Source organism: Streptomyces sp. 11-1-2 (assembly GCF_003595545.1).
Classification (GTDB): domain Bacteria; phylum Actinomycetota; class Actinomycetes; order Streptomycetales; family Streptomycetaceae; genus Streptomyces; species Streptomyces hygroscopicus_B.
In genome coordinates, this window is record NZ_CP022545.1 from 7,948,093 (window position 1) to 7,965,973 (window position 17,881).

At 71.5% G+C, this 17,881-nt stretch carries 12 protein-coding genes and 1 pseudogene; 8 read left to right on the forward strand and 5 right to left on the reverse strand.

The genetic code is table 11. The features are described 5' to 3' along the window. The first annotated feature begins 212 nt into the window (after positions 1-212). The 5 genes from CGL27_RS34220 (at position 213) to CGL27_RS34240 (ending at position 7,484) form a co-directional block, all read left to right on the forward strand. Complete coding sequence (locus tag CGL27_RS34220; protein ID WP_014055381.1) at positions 213-974, forward strand: NUDIX domain-containing protein; 762 nt, start codon at positions 213-215, stop codon at positions 972-974. 130 nt (positions 975-1,104) lie between these two features. Continuing rightward, positions 1,105-3,303 carry an ATP-binding cassette domain-containing protein gene (locus CGL27_RS34225; RefSeq protein ID WP_119991723.1) on the forward strand — a complete coding sequence of 733 codons (2,199 nt, stop codon included), beginning with the start codon at positions 1,105-1,107 and terminating at the stop codon, positions 3,301-3,303. A 188-nt stretch (positions 3,304-3,491) separates the two neighbouring features. Then, a complete protein-coding gene (locus CGL27_RS34230; RefSeq protein ID WP_119991724.1) occupies positions 3,492-4,445 on the forward strand; it encodes a FadR/GntR family transcriptional regulator in 954 nt (317 codons plus the stop codon). Positions 4,446-4,912: 467 nt separating this feature from the next. Then, positions 4,913-6,481, forward strand: a complete 1,569-nt coding sequence (locus tag CGL27_RS34235; RefSeq protein ID WP_205587787.1) for an RNA polymerase sigma factor — start codon at positions 4,913-4,915, stop codon at positions 6,479-6,481. Positions 6,482-6,656: 175 nt separating this feature from the next. Beyond that, complete coding sequence (locus CGL27_RS34240; RefSeq protein ID WP_119991725.1) at positions 6,657-7,484, forward strand: serine protease; 828 nt, start codon at positions 6,657-6,659, stop codon at positions 7,482-7,484. Positions 7,485-7,648: 164 nt separating this feature from the next. Here the strand turns inward: CGL27_RS34240 and CGL27_RS34245 are convergent, their stop codons facing one another. Continuing rightward, a complete protein-coding gene (locus CGL27_RS34245; protein WP_078644214.1) occupies positions 7,649-7,879 on the reverse strand; it encodes a hypothetical protein in 231 nt (76 codons plus the stop codon). Positions 7,880-8,322: 443 nt separating this feature from the next. On the opposite strand from CGL27_RS34245, the gene CGL27_RS34250 reads away from it, so the two are divergent. Together CGL27_RS34250 and CGL27_RS34255 are read left to right on the forward strand one after the other, a co-directional pair. Continuing rightward, the gene (locus tag CGL27_RS34250) at positions 8,323-10,446 is read left to right on the forward strand and encodes a DNA topoisomerase IV subunit B (RefSeq protein WP_119991726.1); all 2,124 of its coding nucleotides are present in this window, start codon (positions 8,323-8,325) and stop codon (positions 10,444-10,446) included. 205 nt (positions 10,447-10,651) lie between these two features. Beyond that, a pseudogene (locus CGL27_RS34255) lies at positions 10,652-10,840 on the forward strand (cation acetate symporter); the annotation flags it as partial. Positions 10,841-10,894: 54 nt separating this feature from the next. Here the strand turns inward: CGL27_RS34255 and CGL27_RS34260 are convergent. The 3 genes from CGL27_RS34260 to CGL27_RS34270 all read right to left on the reverse strand — a co-directional run bounded on the left by CGL27_RS34260 (position 10,895) and on the right by CGL27_RS34270 (position 14,381). Then, positions 10,895-11,596, reverse strand: coding sequence for a response regulator (locus CGL27_RS34260; protein WP_119991727.1), 702 nt, complete (start codon positions 11,594-11,596; stop codon positions 10,895-10,897). Then, positions 11,593-13,263 (reverse strand): sensor histidine kinase, encoded by a 1,671-nt coding sequence (locus tag CGL27_RS34265; protein WP_119991728.1) that lies wholly within the window; start codon positions 13,261-13,263, stop codon positions 11,593-11,595. The genes CGL27_RS34260 and CGL27_RS34265 overlap by 4 nt, the downstream gene beginning before the upstream one ends. A 143-nt stretch (positions 13,264-13,406) precedes the next feature. Continuing rightward, the gene (locus tag CGL27_RS34270; RefSeq protein ID WP_119991729.1) at positions 13,407-14,381 is read right to left on the reverse strand and encodes a sucrase ferredoxin; all 975 of its coding nucleotides are present in this window, start codon (positions 14,379-14,381) and stop codon (positions 13,407-13,409) included. 306 nt (positions 14,382-14,687) lie between these two features. Here CGL27_RS34270 and CGL27_RS34275 point away from each other — a divergent pair, with 306 nt between their 5' ends. Then, positions 14,688-15,011 carry a sel1 repeat family protein gene (locus CGL27_RS34275; RefSeq protein ID WP_240450729.1) on the forward strand — a complete coding sequence of 108 codons (324 nt, stop codon included), beginning with the start codon at positions 14,688-14,690 and terminating at the stop codon, positions 15,009-15,011. Between the two features lie 232 nt (positions 15,012-15,243). Here the strand turns inward: CGL27_RS34275 and CGL27_RS34280 are convergent, their stop codons facing one another. After that, positions 15,244-17,697: a DNA topoisomerase IV subunit A gene (locus CGL27_RS34280; protein WP_119991731.1), complete on the reverse strand. Its 2,454-nt coding sequence runs from the start codon at positions 17,695-17,697 to the stop codon at positions 15,244-15,246. Positions 17,698-17,881: the final 184 nt, after the last annotated feature.

Sequence of the window (17,881 nt, forward strand, 5' to 3'; positions counted from 1 at the left end):
GGGGGAGCCCTGGAGCGTGGCCTGGGGTGGACGGCCGGTGGACGGCCGGTGGGTGGGTCGGGGGCGGTGGTCCGGGGCGTGGGGCGGCTCGGAGGCGTTCGGAAGGAGGTACGGGATTCGTGCAGGCGAGCGCTTGAGAGAGCGATTTCCCGAACATTGGTGATCATGCTCAAGGGCCTGATTATCGTCAGGCAGACGACTATGATCGCGTCATGCCCTACGACCCGTCGGCCTTTCCGGCGTTCGCCGTCACCGTTGATCTGGTCGTGCTCACCGTGCGGCGGCATTCGTTGTGTGCGCTGGCCGTCCGACGCGGGGAGGCGCCCTTCAAGGGGCGGTGGGCGCTACCCGGCGGTTTCGTGCGGGCCGATGAGGATCTCGCCGCCGCCGCTGCCAGGGAGCTGGCCGAGGAGACCGGGCTGCTCGCCCATGACCCCACGCTTCCGGTCCCTCCGAACGCTGCCCATCTCGAGCAGCTCGCCACATACGGCGATCCGAAGCGGGACCCCCGCATGCGCGTGGTCAGCGTGGCGCACCTCGCGCTGGCGCCCGATCTGCCCGCGCCTCGGGCCGGAGGCGACGCGCACAGTGTGCGCTGGGCCCCGGTCGGATCGCTGCTCGACCAGGACGGGGCCTTCGGCCGCGACGGCGATTTGGCCGCCCCGCTCGCCTTCGACCATGCCCGCATCCTCGCGGACGGGGTCGAGCGCGCCCGCTCCAAGATTGAGTACTCCTCGCTGGCCACCGCCTTCTGCCCGCAGGAGTTCACGGTCGGCGAGCTGCGCCGGGTGTACGAGGCGGTGTGGGGCGTGGCCCTGGACCCGCGCAACTTCCACCGCAAGGTCACCGGCACCCCGGGATTCCTGGTGCCCACGGGCGGTACGACGACCCGTCAGGGCGGCCGTCCCGCCCAGCTGTTCCGGGCCGGAGGAGCGACGCTGCTCAATCCGCCCATGCTCCGTCCCGAGGTGTGACGAGCCGTGACACGACGAACCCACGGGAGGGCTATGTCCCGAAGAAATAGGACATAGCGGGTTAACGTGCTCCGGTACGCCACCAGTCCCCACGTGCCATCGAGCGGTTCCATGCCCCGCGGGAGAAGCCATGATCCAGGCCACCGGACTGACCAGCACCCCCCGCCGCAACCAGCCGCCCGTTGTCGACGACCTCACCTTCGAGGCCCCGGCGGGCCGGGTCACCGCACTGCTCGGCGGCCCAGGCGCGGGCAAGACCACCGTGCTGCGGCTTCTGCTGCAGCTCGACCGGGGCCATGGCTCCGCCTTCTTCCGGGGCCGCCCCCTGCACCGCATCCGGCGCCCGGCTCATGAGATCGGCGTTCTCCTCGAGGACGTCCCCGGCCACCCCGGCCGCACCGTGCGGGGGCATCTGAGGATGCTCGGTGCCGCGGCCGGGGTGCCCGCCGCACGCGCCGATGTAGTGCTCGACGTGGTCGGCCTCACCGATCTGGCGGACGAGCGTCTCGGTGATCTGTCGACCGGGGCGGAGCGTCGTCTCGGGATCGCCATCGCTCTGCTCGGGGACCCGCACACCCTGGTGCTCGACGAGCCCGCACGGGGCCTGTCGGCCCGGGAGACCGCCTGGCTCTACGGGCTGCTGCGCCAATTCGCCGCCCAGGGCGGCGCCGTCCTCGTCGCCACCGAGAACGCCGAAGGCGCCATCCGCGTCGCGGACCAGGTGCTCACCCTGGAGTCGGGCCGACTGGTGGCCGATCAGCCGGTGGACGAGTTCGCCCAGACCCGGCTGCGCCCCCGTGTCGTGGTCCACTCCCCGCTCGTCGGCCGGCTCGCCGCCGTCCTGGAGGAGGAGGTCCACGCCGCCCGTCAGCTGGCCGAGGCCAAGGCGGAGGAGGAGGCCCGGGCCGCGGCCGGGCTCGCGGCCAAGGCCGAGGCGGCAAAGGCCGACGCCGCCCCGTCCGACGTCGCCGAAGGGGTCGACGTCACCAAGGACGAGGGTGCCGGGCCCAAGGTCAGGAAGAGGGCGATCTGGCGCAAGGTCAGGAAGGCCCAGCCCGCTGCCCGGGGCGCCGCTGTCGGGGCCGAGGGGAAGGCCACCGCGGAGGCCGCGGCCAACGACAAGGCGGCCCAGCCGGACGACAAGGCGCCCAAGCCTGACCACAAGACGGCCAAGTCGGATGGCAAGGCGGCCAAGTCGGACAAGGCGAAGAAGGCTGCCCCCGCCCCCGTCCCTGTCCCCGCCGCCTCTGTGCCCGCCCCCGCTGCCGACGCCGATGCGGCCGTCGCGCGGACTGGGGCCGTGGCCGGGGCCGAGGCCGAGGAGGAGCCGGTCCCCGCGCTCGCCGACCCGTTCTCCGTCGTGCGGGACGACGAGACCCACATCTCCGTCTACGGCCTGTCCCCCGCCTCCGTCGGGGAGACCGCCTACCGCCACGGCATCGTGGTCCACCGGCTGGTCGAGGAGACCGCAGATCTTGGCCCGGGCACCTCCGCGGGCGCCCGCGCCCGCGACCCCGAGGCGCCCCCGCTGCGTCTGCTCCCCAAGCTCCGCTTCCCCGGCCCCGCCTGGCCGATGCGCTACGAGCTGCGCCGCACCACCGGCGTACGGACCGGCTGGCTGATCGGCGTCGCCGCCATCGTCGCCTCCCTCCTCGCCTCCGTGCTGCTCGCCCGCACGGGTGGTGTCGGGGAGCTGCACCGGCTCACCGGCTGGCCCGCCGATCTCCCGCTGCCTCCCGTGGCCATCGCGGCCGGCCTGCTGGGAGCCCTCGCCTTCGGGGACGAGTTCCGCTTTCCGGCACTGGCCGCGACCCGGGACGCCGTGCCTCGGCGGTTGGGGCTGCTGGCCGCCAAATTCGCGGTCTGCGCGGCCGGTGCCATCATGCTGTCGCTCGGCGTCATCGTGCTCGACAGCGCGGCGCTCCTGCTGCTCGTCGGCGGCAACGCGGTACCGCTGCCGGGCGACTGGCCGGAGTTGGTGGTCGGCGTCTTCGGGCTGACCATCGGCTCGTCGTGGGCCGGGCTGCTCGCCGCCGGAGTCTTCCGGTCCACCGCCCTCGGGCTGGCCACCCTGCTCGCCGTGCCGATCCTCGCGGTGCCCGTCGTCCAGCGCGCGGCGGAAGATCCGTCGCTGCGAACGCTGGCCATGCTGCCGCACCGGCTGCGCGCGGCGACGCTGGACCGGCCGCCCTCCATGATCGACCGAGGGCTGGCGGTCGCGCTGCGGCTCGCCTCCCAACCGGTCGGACAGGCCCTGATGTTGTCGGTCGCCGTCCTGCTGTGTGCCTACGCCCTCACCGGCCTGCGCGGCAGGAGCACTCGCCAGTAGTACCCACCCCGCCCCGGACCGGGCCGCCGGGCCCGGTCCGCCCGTCGCCTGGCCCCCCCGAAGCCAGTGGATCAGGCCCGAAGTGGATTCGCACACCCATAGCGCGAACTGCTCGCAACTCCCCGCAGCATGCTTCTTTCTGTCCGATTGAGCGTCAATTATGAGGTAATGGGCGATCACCCTTTCGTGTGCTTTTCACCAAAGACCTCAAGGGCTTCCGAGGCGTCGCCGACAAAGGATGCGTGAGTACCCTTGCGCACACCACGATGACCGCGGCTCGCCCCGCCGACTCCGGCCTGGCCGGTTCGGGCGAGCTTGACCGCTACTCCTACGCCGACGCCCCCGGCGCCGGCCGCGGCAGCGCCCCCTCCGCCTGGGACGGCGCCGAGGCAGAGATCGGCCGGGTGGGCCGACGCGCGGCCGGCAACCGGGGCCGCGGGCTGCACGGCCAACTCGTACAGCAGCTGGGCCAGATGATCGTCTCCGGCGACCTGGGCGCGGACCGTCCGCTCGTCCCCGAGGAGATCGGACAGCGCTTCGAGGTCTCCCGCACCGTCGTACGGGAGTCGCTGCGCGTCCTCGAGGCCAAGGGCCTGGTCAGCGCCCGCCCCAATGTGGGCACCCGGGTCCGCCCGGTAAGCGACTGGAATCTGCTCGATCCGGACATCATCGAGTGGCGCGCGTTCGGCCCACAGCGCGACGACCAGCGTCGCGAGCTGTGCGAGCTGCGCTGGACCATCGAGCCGCTGGCCGCCCGGCTCGCCGCCGGGCACGGCCGCGAGGAGGTGCAGCAGCGGCTCGCCGACATGGTCGAGATCATGACCCATGCGCTGACACAGGGCGACACCCTCACCTTCTCCCGCGCCGACGCCGAGTTCCACGGGCTGCTGCTGCAGGTCGGGGGCAACCGGATGCTGGAGCACCTGGCGGGCATCGTCGCCGCCGCGCTCCACGTCTCCGGGGCGCCCATCTCCGGCTGCGACCGCCTCACCGAGGCGGGAGTCACCCACCACCGCAGGATCGTCGAGGCGATCGGCGAGGGCGACGCCGCGGCGTCCGAGGCGGCGATGCGCCAGCTGCTGACCGTCCACCCGGATCTCGATCATGCCGAGGTCGGGGTGCCCGCGCCGCGCGAGCACTGATCCGTCGGCGCGTCCGGTGCCCGGATCCCCGGGCGCCCGGAGCGTGCCGCGTACGACGTACGGCAAGACGGTGTCAGTAGGCGGCGAGTGCCGGCCCGATGGATGCCGTACGGCGTACGAGAGGGCGTCGCCGGATCCCGCGCCGCGGGTTCGGCGGCGCGGCGCGACCGATCGGTCGGCACCGTACGGCTCCCATCGGTGCGCGACTGGGAGTTTTCTGTCCCGTTGGATGGGCATTAAGACCGTTATGGGGTGTGACTCGGGCCACGAGTATTGGGCGTAACGCTCTTTGGGGTAGCGCGATGATTAAAGAGGTGGCAGCCGCGGAGGGAATACGGATGTCGCTCGTAACGCTGTACTCCTCCGCACTCCGCCCGCGCCGTCGGTTCATCCCTGCCGGCGGTCGTCGGCTCCGGTCCCCACCGGACTGAGCCGGAAGCCGTTTCCAACGTTCCGAGAGGTTGTTCGTGTCGGCCAGCACATCCCGTACGCTCCCGCCGGAGATCGCCGAGTCGGAGTCTGTCATGGCGCTCATCGAGCGGGGAAAGGCTGAGGGGCAGATCGCAGGCGACGATGTGCGCCGGGCCTTCGAGGCTGACCAGATTCCGCCAACCCAGTGGAAGAACGTACTGCGCAGCCTCAACCAGATCCTCGACGAGGAGGGTGTGACGCTGATGGTCAGTGCCGCAGAAGCGCCCAAGCGCACCCGCAAGAGCGTCGCAGCGAAGAGCCCGGCAAAGCGCACCGCCACCAAGACTGTCGCGGCCAAGACGGTCACCGCCAAGAAGGCCCCCGCGGCCCCGGCCATTCCATCGGCGGACGCCGGCGATATCCCGGCCGATGAGGCCGCGGCGTCCCCCGCGAAGAAGGCCGCCGCGAAGAAGGCCACGGCCAAGAAGACGGTCGCGAAGAAGACCACCGCCGCCGCTAAGAAGACGGTCGGGAAGAAGACCACCGCCAAGAAGGACGTCACCGACGAGCTTCTCGAGGGCGACGAGGTCATCGAGGAGGCCGCACCGGGCAAGCCCGGTCCCGAGGGCGCCGAGGCCGAGCCCGAGAACGCGGGCTTCGTGCTCTCCGACGAGGACGAGGACGACGCCCCCGCGCAGCAGGTCGCCGCGGCCGGTGCCACGGCCGACCCGGTCAAGGACTACCTCAAGCAGATCGGCAAGGTCCCGCTGCTCAACGCCGAGCAGGAGGTCGAGCTCGCCAAGCGCATCGAGGCCGGTCTGTTCGCCGAGGACAAGCTCGCCAACTCGGACAAGCTGGCTCCCAAGCTCAAGCGTGAGCTGGAGATCATCGCCGAGGACGGCCGCCGCGCCAAGAACCACCTCCTGGAGGCCAACCTCCGTCTGGTGGTCTCCCTGGCCAAGCGCTACACGGGCCGCGGCATGCTCTTCCTGGACCTCATCCAGGAGGGCAACCTCGGTCTGATCCGCGCCGTCGAGAAGTTCGACTACACCAAGGGCTACAAGTTCTCCACGTACGCCACCTGGTGGATCCGTCAGGCGATCACCCGCGCCATGGCCGACCAGGCCCGCACCATCCGTATCCCGGTGCACATGGTCGAGGTCATCAACAAGCTGGCGCGCGTCCAGCGCCAGATGCTCCAGGACCTGGGCCGTGAGCCCACCCCGGAGGAGCTGGCCAAGGAGCTCGACATGACCCCCGAGAAGGTCATCGAGGTCCAGAAGTACGGCCGTGAGCCGATCTCGCTGCACACCCCGCTGGGCGAGGACGGCGACAGCGAGTTCGGTGACCTCATCGAGGACTCCGAGGCGGTCGTCCCGGCCGACGCGGTCAGCTTCACCCTGCTGCAGGAGCAGCTGCACTCCGTGCTCGACACGCTCAGCGAGCGTGAGGCGGGCGTGGTCTCGATGCGCTTCGGCCTCACCGACGGCCAGCCGAAGACCCTCGACGAGATCGGCAAGGTCTACGGCGTGACGCGTGAGCGCATCCGTCAGATCGAGTCCAAGACGATGTCGAAGCTGCGCCACCCGTCCCGCTCCCAGGTCCTCCGCGACTACCTGGACTGATGCGGACCGCCGCCGCATAACCGAAGCGGTACAGCGCGAAGGCCGGGCCCCTCGAGGGGCCCGGCCTTCGCGCTGCCGCGGCGCCGAGTTCCCCGCTTGGCCCACTCGGGATGCGGTTTGCGACACAGGGGGTAACTCTGAGCGTGCGAGACGCTCCGTATGGTCAGGAGGCCGCATGCGTACGTCGCTCCGCTCGCTCCTCGTCCTGGTGGTGCCGCTGGCCGCCGCGCTCGCGATGGTGCTCACCGCGCCCGCTCCGGCGACGGCCGACCGTGTCGTGATCGGCGGGCATCCGGCCCGTACGGTCGAGGCGCCCTGGACGGTGGCCCTGGCCAGCCGTGCGCTCTTCGGAGAGAAGAGGTCGGGCCAGTTCTGCGGCGGGGCGGTGGTGGGGCCCACGACGGTCGTCACGGCGGCCCACTGCCTGAGCCGTGGGGTGCTCGGCATGGACTGGCGGCAGGTCAAGGACCTCAGGGTGATCATCGGCCGCAATGACCTGCGGAAGAGCGACGGGGTGGAGTACCCGACGGCGCGCGTGTGGGTCAATCCGGCATACGAGGGCGACAACAGGGCCGGGGACATCGCGGTGCTCACCCTGGGCGTCGCGGTGCCGGCGGCCTACCGCATCCCCATGGCGGGCAGCGGCGACCGGGCGTACCGGCCGGGGGAAAAGGCCGCGGTGTACGGCTGGGGCGATACGCAGGGCGATGGCAGCTATGCGTCGGCGCTGCGCACGGCATCCGTGCAGGTGCTGGCCGACACGGTCTGTGAGCGCGCCTACCCGGGCAGCGCGGAGGGGGACTATGACCCGCGGTCCATGGTCTGCGCCGGGCTGCCGGACGGGGGCCGGGACGCCTGTCAGGGGGACAGCGGAGGGCCGCTGGTCGCCCGGGGGCGGCTGGTGGGCCTGGTGTCCTGGGGCAGCGGATGCGCCGAGGCGGGGCGGCCCGGGGTCTACACGAGGATCTCGGCGGTGGCCGATCTGGTGGCCGCCCATGGCTGAGACGAGCCCCGTGATGGCGGCGGATCCTGGAGGGAGCCCCGGAGGGCCCCAGGGGTTGTGCGGACGGACCCACGAAACGAGCGTGGGCGGCCGCCCCACTCGGGGGCAGACCGCCCGGAATCCGGCCCTGGGCCGGCGTCGCTCGTCGTCGTGGGTGTGAGGCCTCAGCGTTCGTCGTCGGACGTGGACGCCGGAGCTGCGGTGAGCCGCTCGGTCTCGTCCTGTATTTCCGCGGCGATCTTCTTGAGTTCCGGCTCGAACTTGCGCCCGTGATGGGCACAGAAGAGCAGTTCACCACCGCTGATCAGCACCACGCGCAGGTACGCCTGGGCGCCGCAGCGGTCGCAGCGGTCAGCGGCCGTCAACGGGCTCGCGGGGGTCAGAACAGTAGTCACGTCGCCTCTTCTCTAGCTCGACGAGCTGTCGTACCAGGGTCAACATCCAACCAGCCTGAAATCGTTCCCGCTCGTGGCTTTTTCCCAAAAATTGCTTCTGAGTAGGCCGGATGGTGACGTTTGGCGGCGAATGGGCCGTATTGCCTAGCTTTGGTGTATCGAGTCGTTTGTCTGGTTCACGCTCCCGGCCGGGTTGCCGGTTGTGAATGATGACGTGCCCGGAGCCTAAATGGTTCATGCCTGAAAGGGAACGTGATGTGTGCGTCACCCCCGTCAGGTATCGAACGTACGAGCGAAACGGTGGCCGGTGCGACTAGCATGGACGTTTCAACGGGTGGCGGCACAAAGGCTCTATCAGGCCTCGGTACGCTCTGACGGGCGCGACCATGCCACCATCGTGCCCACAACTGGGCCAACCAGAAATTCAGCGAGGAGCGAACCGCGTGACCGCCGACACGTCCGTGCCGTCCACTGCGCTGCTGACCGGAGCAGACCGGGGCGGCTCCAACTACACCGCGCGGCACCTTCTCGTCCTCGAGGGGCTCGAGGCAGTGCGCAAGCGCCCTGGCATGTACATCGGCTCGACCGACAGCCGCGGACTCAGCCACTGCCTCTGGGAGATCATCGACAACTCGGTGGACGAGGCCCTGGGCGGCTATTGCGATCACATCGAGGTGATCCTCCACGACGACGGCTCTGTGGAGGTGCGCGACAACGGCCGGGGGATCCCGGTGGACGTCGAGCCCAAGACGGGGCTGTCCGGCGTCGAGGTCGTGATGACCAAGCTGCACGCCGGCGGAAAGTTCGGCGGCGGCGCGTACGCGGCCTCCGGCGGTCTGCACGGCGTCGGCGCCTCCGTGGTGAACGCGCTGTCCGCCCGTCTCGACGTGGAGGTGGACCTCCACGGCAAGACCCACGCGATCAGCTTCCGCCGCGGCGTCCCCGGGATCTTCACCGAATCCGGGCCGGACGCTCCGTTCGACCCGTCCAGCGGCCTCCTCAAGGGCAAGAGGGTCCCCAAGACCCGCACCGGCACCCGCATCCGCTACTGGGCGGATCGCCAGATCTTCCTCAAGGACGCCAAGCTCTCCGTGGAGACGCTGTACGCCCGCGCCCGGCAGACCGCGTTCCTGGTGCCGGGGCTGACCCTGGTCGTCCGGGACGAGCGGGCCCTGGAGGGGCGGGAGGGGTCGGTCGAGGAGACCTTCCGGTACGACGGGGGGATCAGCGAGTTCTGCGAGTACCTCGCCCAGGACAAGGCTGTCTGCGATGTGCTGCGGCTGTCCGGGCAGGGCACCTTCAAGGAGACCGTGCCGGTCCTCGACGAGCGCGGCCATATGACGCCGACCGAGGTCACCCGCGACCTGGGCGTCGATATCGCGCTGCGGTGGGGCACCGGATACGACGCGACCGTGAAGTCGTTCGTCAACATCATCGCGACCCCCAAGGGCGGCACCCATGTCGCCGGCTTCGAGCGCGCGATCGCCAGGACGGTCAACGAGGCGCTGCGCTCCGCCAAGCTGCTGCGCGTCGCCGAGGACGACGTCGTCAAGGACGACGCCATGGAGGGCCTGACGGCGGTGGTGACCGTCCGGCTGGCCGAGCCGCAGTTCGAGGGCCAGACCAAGGAGGTGCTGGGCACCTCGGCGGCCTCCCGGATCGTGGCCAATGTGGTCTCCAAGGAGCTCAAGGAGTTCCTGACCTCCTCCAAGCGGGATGCCAAGCAGCAGGCCCGCGCCGTCCTGGAGAAGGTCGTGGCCGCGGCCCGTACGCGCATCGCGGCCCGCCAGCACAAGGAGGCGCAGCGCCGCAAGACCGCGCTGGAGACCTCCTCGCTGCCCGCGAAGCTGGCCGACTGCCGCAGCGACGACGTGGGCCGCAGCGAGCTGTTCATCGTCGAGGGGGACTCGGCGCTGGGTACGGCCAAGCTGGCCCGGAACTCCGAGTTCCAGGCGCTGCTGCCGATCCGCGGCAAGATCCTGAATGTGCAGAAGTCGTCGATCTCGGACATGCTCAAGAACGCCGAGTGCGGCGCGATCATCCAGGTGATAGGGGCCGGATCGGGCCGGACCTTCGACATCGACCAGGCGCGCTACGGCAAGGTGATCTTCCTCGCCGACGCCGATGTCGACGGCGCGCACATCCGCTGTCTGCTGCTGACCCTCTTCCAGCGCTATATGCGGCCGATGGTCGAGCAGGGACGGGTCTTCTCGGCGGTGCCGCCGCTGCACCGGGTGGAGCTGGTGAACCCCAAGCGGGGGCAGAGCAAGTACGTCTACACCTACTCCGACCAGGAGCTTCAGGAGACGCTGCTGGACCTCCAGCGCCGCGAGGTCCGCTACAAGGACGGCATCCAGCGCTACAAGGGTCTGGGTGAGATGGACGCCGACCAGCTCGCGGAGACCACGATGGACCCGCGCCACCGCACCCTGCGGCGCATCAACATCAGCGACCTGGAGGCCGCCGAGCGCGCCTTCGACCTGCTCATGGGCAATGAGGTCGCGCCCCGTAAGGAGTTCATCACCAACTCGGCGGCGACCCTGGACCGGTCGCGCATCGACGTCTGACGCCTGGCCTGTCGCCACGGCCGGTTCGGCGGGGTCTCCCACCCGGGAGGCCCCGTCGGCGTTTCCCGCCCGGCCCGCGGCTGGAGTGCCGATTCCGGGCCGTTCATCACCTGAGTCACCTGATGGGGTGAACGTCCGGTATTGAAGGGTCCTGGATCTTTCTGATCTGCCCATCCTTGGTCACGCGGCGAATGCGGCAGTGAACGCGATCTTCTCGGGGGTGGACTTCCACCTCTTCCCGCTGCAGAACCCGGGCCTGGTCTCGGTGCCCCTCGGGTTCCTCGCGGGCTGGCTCGGGACGGTCACCTCACCCGCGCCCGCGGACGTCCCCGGCCATGCCGCCATGCACGCCGAGACGGAGGTGCGGGCCCTCACCGGGGCGGGCGCGGCCTGACGGACAGGGAACAGGGCGGGGGACAGACCCCCGCACGGCGGTGCTTGGCTGAGATCAGACCCACACATACCGGTGCTCGGGGCGGCCGGTCTCGCCGTATTTCAGGCTGAGCCGCACCCGCCCCGTGCGCTCCAGCAGCTTCAGATAGCGCTGTGCGGTCTGTCGGCTGAGCGAGGAGCGCTCGGCCACCTCCTGCGCCGACAGCGGGCCCTCGGCGCCCCGCAGCACCTCTCGTACGAGATCGGCGGTGAGCGCCGAGTGGCCCTTGGGCAGCTCCGCGGGGCCGGCCGAGGCGCCGCCCAGGGCGCCGAAGATCCGGTCCACCTGGTCCTGTCCGGCCTCGCCGTCGCCCTCCAGCGCACGGCGCAGCGCCGCGTACCCCTCCAACTTGGCGCGCAGCCCCGCGAAGGTGAAGGGCTTGACCAGGTACTGCAGCGCACCATGGCGCATCGCCGCCTGGACGGTCGCGATATCGCGGGCCGCGGTCACCATGATGATGTCGGTGTGGTGGCCGAGCTGCCGCAGTCGCCGCACCAGCGACAGCCCCGTCTCATCCGGCAGATAGTGGTCGAGCAGCACCAGGTCGACGGGGGTGGTCTCCAGGACGGCCAGCGCCTCGGCGGCGGAGTGCGCCTGCCCCGCGACACGGAAACCGGCCACTTTTCCGACGTACGCGGCGTTGACCCGGGCCACCCGGACGTCGTCGTCCACGACCAGCACCTCCAGGAGCCCGCCCGGTCCGGATCCAAGGGTCATCGTGGCTCTCCTGTCGCGGTCAGCGGCGCCCCGGCCGGCTGTTCGGCCAGCGCCTCGGGGAGGACGACGGTGAACTCCGCGCCCCCGCCCTCGCGGTCGGACACGCGGACGCTGCCACCCTGGCGCCCGGCCAGGCGGCGGACCAGCGCGAGCCCTATGCCGCGTTTGCCGTGCACGGGCGGCTCCTTGGTCGACCAGCCCTCGGTGAAGACCACATCGCGCCGGTCGGCGGGGATCCCGGGGCCGGTGTCGGAGACCCGCAGCAGCACCGTACGGTCGTCCGCGCACAGCTCCACCTCGACGTGCGGCTCCCGCGAACCGACCGCCGCGTCCAAGGCGTTGTCGATGAGATTGCCGACGATCGTCACCAGCCCCGGCGGGTCCACCAGCCGGTTGGGCAGCAGGCTGTCCTCGGCGACGGACAGCGAGACCCCGCGTTCGGTGGCGACCGTGGCCTTGCCGACCAGCAGGGAGGCCAGCAGCGGATCGTGCACCCGCTCGGTGACCTGCTCGGCGGTGGCCCGGTGCACCCCGATCGCCTCGGTGATGAACTCCATCGCCTCGTCGTGCAGTTCGAGTTCGAGCAGGCCCAGGAGGGTGTGCATCCGGTTGGCGTGCTCATGGTCCTGCGCCCGCAGCGCGTCGATCAGCCCCCGGGTGCCGTCCAGCTCGCGGCCCAGCCGCTCCAGTTCGGTGCGGTCGCGGAGAGTGACCACCGCACCGCCGTCGTCCGTCGGCATCCGGTTGGCGACCAGCACCCGGCCGCCGCTGACGGTCAGCAGATCGGCGCCGGTGACCCGGCCGGACAGCACATCGGTCGTACGGCCCGGGGCGAGCACCGCCTCCAGGGGCCGGCCGGTGTCCTCGGGGCACAGCTCCAGCAGCCGCTGCGCCTCGTCGTTGACCAGCCGGATGCGGCCGTGGGCGTCGAGGGCGACGACGCCTTCCCGGATGCCGTGGAGCATCGCCTCGCGCTCGGCGAGCAGCGCGGAGATGTCGGAGAAGGCCAGATCATGGGTGCGTCGCTGGAGCCGGCGGGCGACCACATACGCCGCGAGGGCGCCGACGGCGAGCGCGCCGCCCGCGTAGGCGAGCATCTCCGGGACCGAGGCGACGAGCCGGGCGCGCACGCTCTCGTAGGAGATGCCCACCGAGACGGCGCCCACGATACGGCCGCTCTCGGCGCGCAGTGGCACCTTGCCACGGGCCGAGCGGCCGAGGGTGCCCTCGTCGATCTCCATGATCTCCCGGCCCTCGATGGCGTCGGTGGGGTCGGTGGAGACATGCTTCCCGATCTCGCCCGGGGAGGTGTGCGACCAGCGCACCCCGCCCCGATCCATGATCACGACGTATTCGGCGCCGGTCGCCCGGCGGATGCGCTCCGCCTCGGTCTGCACGGGCCCGTCGGCGGTGGGCCGGGTGCGCTGGAGCGCCTCGGCCAGCCGGGGCTCGGCGGCCGTGGTCTGGGCGATGGCGAGGGCCCGGCGCATGGCCTGGTCGTCGAGGTGGTCGCTGAGCGGCGCGAGGAAGAGGCCGGTCGCGAGCACGGTGACACCCGTGGCGATGGCCAGCTGCATCAGCAGGACCTGGGAGAAGACGCGTCGGGGCCAGCCGATGCGCCACCTTGTGGCCGTGGCTGTCTGCCCCGGCGGTATCGCGGCGCTCATGGCAACGAAGGGTAACCAAGGGCGGGCCGGAGGGGCCGCGTCAGGACCCCGGGGAGGGGGCCGGGAGCGGCGATCCCGGGGCGGCATGGCGTGTCAGAGGGAAGGGCGGCGATCTCGGAGTGCCACGGGCGCGGGGTGTGGGCTCAGAGGCGGCCGGCGGCCATCGCCCGTACGCCATGCGCGGGCTGCCTCGCGACCTGGATCCCGACGACCTCCATCCGGGCCGGGGAGCCCAGGGGCGAGCCGCAGCTCTCCGGCCGCGGCGGCGCCGTGGCGACCTGCGCGACGCTCACCCGCCAGGCCCGGCCGTCGCGGTGCGCGACGGTCACCGACCAGACCGGGGCCTCGCCCTCGGTCCCCGCGACGGTCAGCGCGTCCGCCCCGTCCTCGCCGGTCAGCTCGCGGACGGCCAGCTCCGCCGCCTGGCCGGGGCGCTCCCAGGCGGAGCGGCCTCGGCAGCCCTCGGTGATGACCCGGCCCTGCCGCAGCGCCTCGATGACGTCCTTGACGCCTTGCGCGGTGGCACGGCCGTAGGTGTAGCCGTGCGGCAGCACGACGAGGGTGGGGGAGAAGCGATGGCCGCCGATATGGGTGATCTCCCAGGTGCCGTGGACACCGGAGGCGGCCAGCTCACCGGCCAGCGGGCGGCCGAGGAGGGCGCAGCAGCGGTCGCGCTTGCCGTTGGTGCACACCAGCACCAGCGGATCGCCGGTGTACTCCTCCCAGGCCGCGGGGTCGTGGGGGCGCAGGGTGAGCCCGCCGGGGTCGCCCGCGCCCAGCGCGGCGAAGTCCAGGCCGAGCAGCCGTGCGGGGTCGTCCAGGGCGGTGGTGCGAATCCAGGAGCGGCCGGGCCGGGTGTGGGCCACGAAGACCCGGTGCCGCGCGCCGGTGTGCAGATCGGCGTGACGGCCGGGGCGGCGGATCAGCGCGACCCGTACGCCGGTGTCCTCGGCGGCGCGCTCCAGCGCGCGTCCGAGGGCCCTGTCGAGCCTGCTGGCGGTGAGGGCCTCAGTGCCCCAGGGCCCGGGCTGTTCCACCAGCAGCCAGGTGGGGGCGGTGGCCGCCGTCCCGGCGAGCGGCTCGGACAGGTCGCGGGAAGCGGTCGCGCACGTGCTCACGAAGGTAAGCCTAACCTCTCTTGATCGATAGTGCGCGCCGGAGCCGTGAGCGTGCGCTGTGCGTGCGCACCGGAGCCCCCGGAAGAACGAGCGGCGGGAGCCGCGTGGGCGCCTTACGGTCCGCATGCGACGGAGGGTGGCAGTCCGCATCCCGCCGTGTGCCTGCCGTTCCATGGGGTGGGAGCCAGGCGCGACAATGGCGCTTCGGGGGTGGAGGGGGCGGATATGGGCGGTTTATGGGCGCGATGGCGCAGGCGCCGGGGGAGACGCGGGGCGCGCTCGCTGGATCCCGGGCTGAGGGCGATCGTGAGGGCGGCCTACGACGAGGGGCGGCCGATTCCGGAATCGCTCGCCCGTAGGGCGGCCGAGGCCGGTGATCCGCGGGGGATGACCGTCTACGGCATCGGGCTGGGCGAGCGGGGCGCGTACGCCGAGGCGGTCCACTGGCTCGGCAAGGCCGCCGCGACGGGTGATCTCTTGGCCATGGTGGTGCTCGGCACCGTCCATCTGGACCATGGTGAGCTGGGCGAGGCGGAGCGGCACTTCCGGCGGGCGGCGGACCGTGGCCACACCGGTGCGCGCCTCGCCCTCCGGCAGCTGCGCGCCCGGCGCAACGGCAGCGGCCACTGACACGTGTGCCGTGACCTTCCGCCGCCCGCGAGGGTCGGGGCCTTCCGTGAGCCTTCCGCCGTCCCAGGGCGCCGGGGCCAGGGGCGTGAACGGCGCGGGCGCCTGTGAACGCCGCGGGGGCCCGTGAACGGTGAGGGGGCCCGCGAAAGCCGCAGGGGCCCGTGAACGGCAAGGGGCGCGGCACCCTCGCGGTGCCGCGCCCCTGCTGCGCGCTCGTGCTGTTCGTGCCGGGCTACACCGGTCCGGCCACCACCGTCACCGGCTTGGCGAGCGGCTCACCCGAGCCGTCCCGGCGCGGGTCGATCTCCGGCAGCGCCGCCGGGGTTCCGTTCGCCCCCGCCGCGCGGGCCGGGGTCGCGCCCGCCCAGGCCAGGACCAGGATGTCCTCGCCCTTCAGGAACCGCTGGCAGCGCACCCCGCCCGTGGCCCGGCCCTTGCGCGGGTACTGGTCGAAGGGGGTGAGCTTGGCCGACTGCTGTACCGAGTCATCGAGCGTGCCGCTCGAGCCCGCGATCGTGAAGACCACCGCGTCGCTCGCCGGGTCGACGGCCGTGAACGAGATCACCTTGGCGCCGGAGGCGAGCTTGACGCCCGCCATACCGCCCGCGGCGCGTCCCTGCGGCCGCACTTGGCCCGCCGCGTAGCGCAGTAGCTGGGCGTCGTCGGTGATGAAGACCAGATCCTCCTCGCCGGTGCGCAGTTCCACCGCGCCCACGATCCGGTCGCCCTCCTTGAGGCCGATGACCTCCAACTCGTCCTTGTTGGCCGGGTAGTCGGGGACCACGCGTTTGACGACGCCCTGCTCCGTGCCGATCGCGAGCCCCGGTGAGGACTCGTCCAGGGTGGTGAGGCAGATCAGCTCCTCGCCCTCCTCCAGGGAGAGGAACTCGGCGATGGGCGCTCCCCCCGCCAGATTGGGCGGCCCGGCCGACTCCGGGAGCATCGGGAGGTCGATCACCGTGAGCCGCAGCAGCCGCCCGGTCGAGGTCACCGCCCCCACGGATCCCCGGGCCGTCGCCGGGACCGCGGAGAGGATCACATCGTGCTTGGCGCGCTTGACCTTCCCCTCGACCGGGAACGGCTCGCCGTCGGCGGTACGGGCCAGCAGCCCGGTGGAGGACAGCAGCACCCGGCAGGGGTCGTCCGCGACCTCCAGCGGCACCGCGGTCACCGGTGCGTTCGACGACTCCAGCAGCACCGTGCGGCGCGGGGTGCCGAACTTCTTTGCCACCGCGGCCAGTTCGCCGGAGACCAGCTTGCGCAGCTCGGCGTCGGAGTCGAGGATCCGGGTCAGCTCCTCGATCTCGGTTTTGAGCCGGTCGCGCTCCGACTCCAGCTCCAGCCGGTCGAACTTGGTCAGCCGGCGCAGCGGAGTGTCCAGGATGTACTGCGTCTGGACCTCGGAGAGGCCGAAGCGCTCGATGAGGGACCGCTTGGCCTCCGCCGCGTTGTCGCTCTGCCGGATGAGGCGGATGACCTCGTCGATGTCGAGGAGGGCCACCAACAGACCCTCGACCAGGTGCAGCCGGTTGCGGCGCTTGGTGCGGCGGAACTCGCTGCGCCGCCGGACCACGTTGAAGCGGTGGTCGAGATAGACCTCCAGCAGCTCCTTGAGCCCCAGCGTGAGCGGCTGGCCGTCCACCAGCGCCACGTTGTTGATGCCGAAGGACTCCTCCATCGGCGTGAGCTTGTAGAGCTGCTCCAGTACGGCCTCGGGGTTGAAGCCGTTCTTGATCTCGATGACCAGCCGCAGCCCGTGCTCGCGGTCGGTGAGGTCCTTGACGTCCGCGATGCCCTGCAGCTTCTTCGCGCCGACCAGGTCCTTGATCTTGGAGATGACCTTCTCGGGCCCCACGGCGAAGGGCAGCTCGGTGACGACGAGGCCCTTACGGCGGGCCGTCACGTCCTCCACGGCCACCGTGGCGCGGATCTTGAAGGTGCCGCGCCCGGTCTCGTACGCGTCCCGGATGCCGCTCATGCCCACGATCCGGCCGCCGGTGGGCAGGTCGGGGCCCGGCACATGGCGCATCAGGGTGTCGAGGTCCGCGCCCGGGTGCCTGATGAGATGGCGGGCGGCGGCGATGACCTCGCCCAGGTTGTGCGGCGGCATATTGGTCGCCATGCCGACCGCGATCCCGGACGTGCCGTTGACCAGCAGGTTCGGATAGGCGGCGGGGAGGGTGACCGGCTCCTGCTCACTGCCGTCGTAGTTCGGTGAGAAGTCGACCGTTTCCTCGTCGATCGACTCCGTCATCAGCGAGGTCGCCGACGCCATCCGGCACTCGGTGTACCGCATCGCGGCGGGCGGGTCGTCGTTGCCCAGGGAGCCGAAGTTCCCGTGGCCGTCGACCATCGGCAGGCGCATGGAGAACGGCTGCGCCATGCGCACCAGCGCGTCATAGATCGACGCGTCGCCGTGCGGATGGAGCTTTCCCATCACCTCACCGACGACGCGGGCGCACTTGACGAAGCCGCGCTCGGGGCGCAGCCCCATCTCGTTCATCTGGTAGAGGATGCGGCGGTGCACGGGCTTCAGTCCGTCACGGGCGTCGGGCAGCGCGCGCGAGTAGATGACCGAGTAGGCGTACTCGAGGTAGGAGCCCTGCATCTCGTCGACGACGTCGATGTCGAGGATGCGCTCCTCGAAGTCGTCCGGCGGCGGGGTCTTCGTGCTGCGGCGGGCCATCGCGCTTGCGGCTCCTTCAACTGCCGATGCGGGATCTGACGCGGACCATTGTGGCCCGGGCCGCCGACAAGTGTGGAACGGCCCGGGGTCGCAAGGGCCGGCGCGGGCCCCGAAACCGGGTCCGGCGGCCCCGTGTGACGGCCTCTCGAAGGGCGACGCGCTGCGCCCGAGAGGCTGCGGAAAC

Bases quoted from the DNA above. Each gene is read 5' to 3' on its own strand.
- CGL27_RS34220 (WP_014055381.1), top strand. From the start codon at position 213: ATGCCCTACGACCCGTCGGCCTTTCCGGCGTTCGCCGTCACCGTTGAT.
- CGL27_RS34265 (WP_119991728.1), bottom strand. From the start codon at position 13,263: ATGAGCGCCGCGATACCGCCGGGGCAGACAGCCACGGCCACAAGGTGG.
- CGL27_RS34240 (WP_119991725.1), top strand. From the start codon at position 6,657: ATGCGTACGTCGCTCCGCTCGCTCCTCGTCCTGGTGGTGCCGCTGGCC.
- CGL27_RS34280 (WP_119991731.1), bottom strand. From the start codon at position 17,697: ATGGCCCGCCGCAGCACGAAGACCCCGCCGCCGGACGACTTCGAGGAG.
- CGL27_RS34260 (WP_119991727.1), bottom strand. From the start codon at position 11,596: ATGACCCTTGGATCCGGACCGGGCGGGCTCCTGGAGGTGCTGGTCGTG.
- CGL27_RS34225 (WP_119991723.1), top strand. From the start codon at position 1,105: ATGATCCAGGCCACCGGACTGACCAGCACCCCCCGCCGCAACCAGCCG.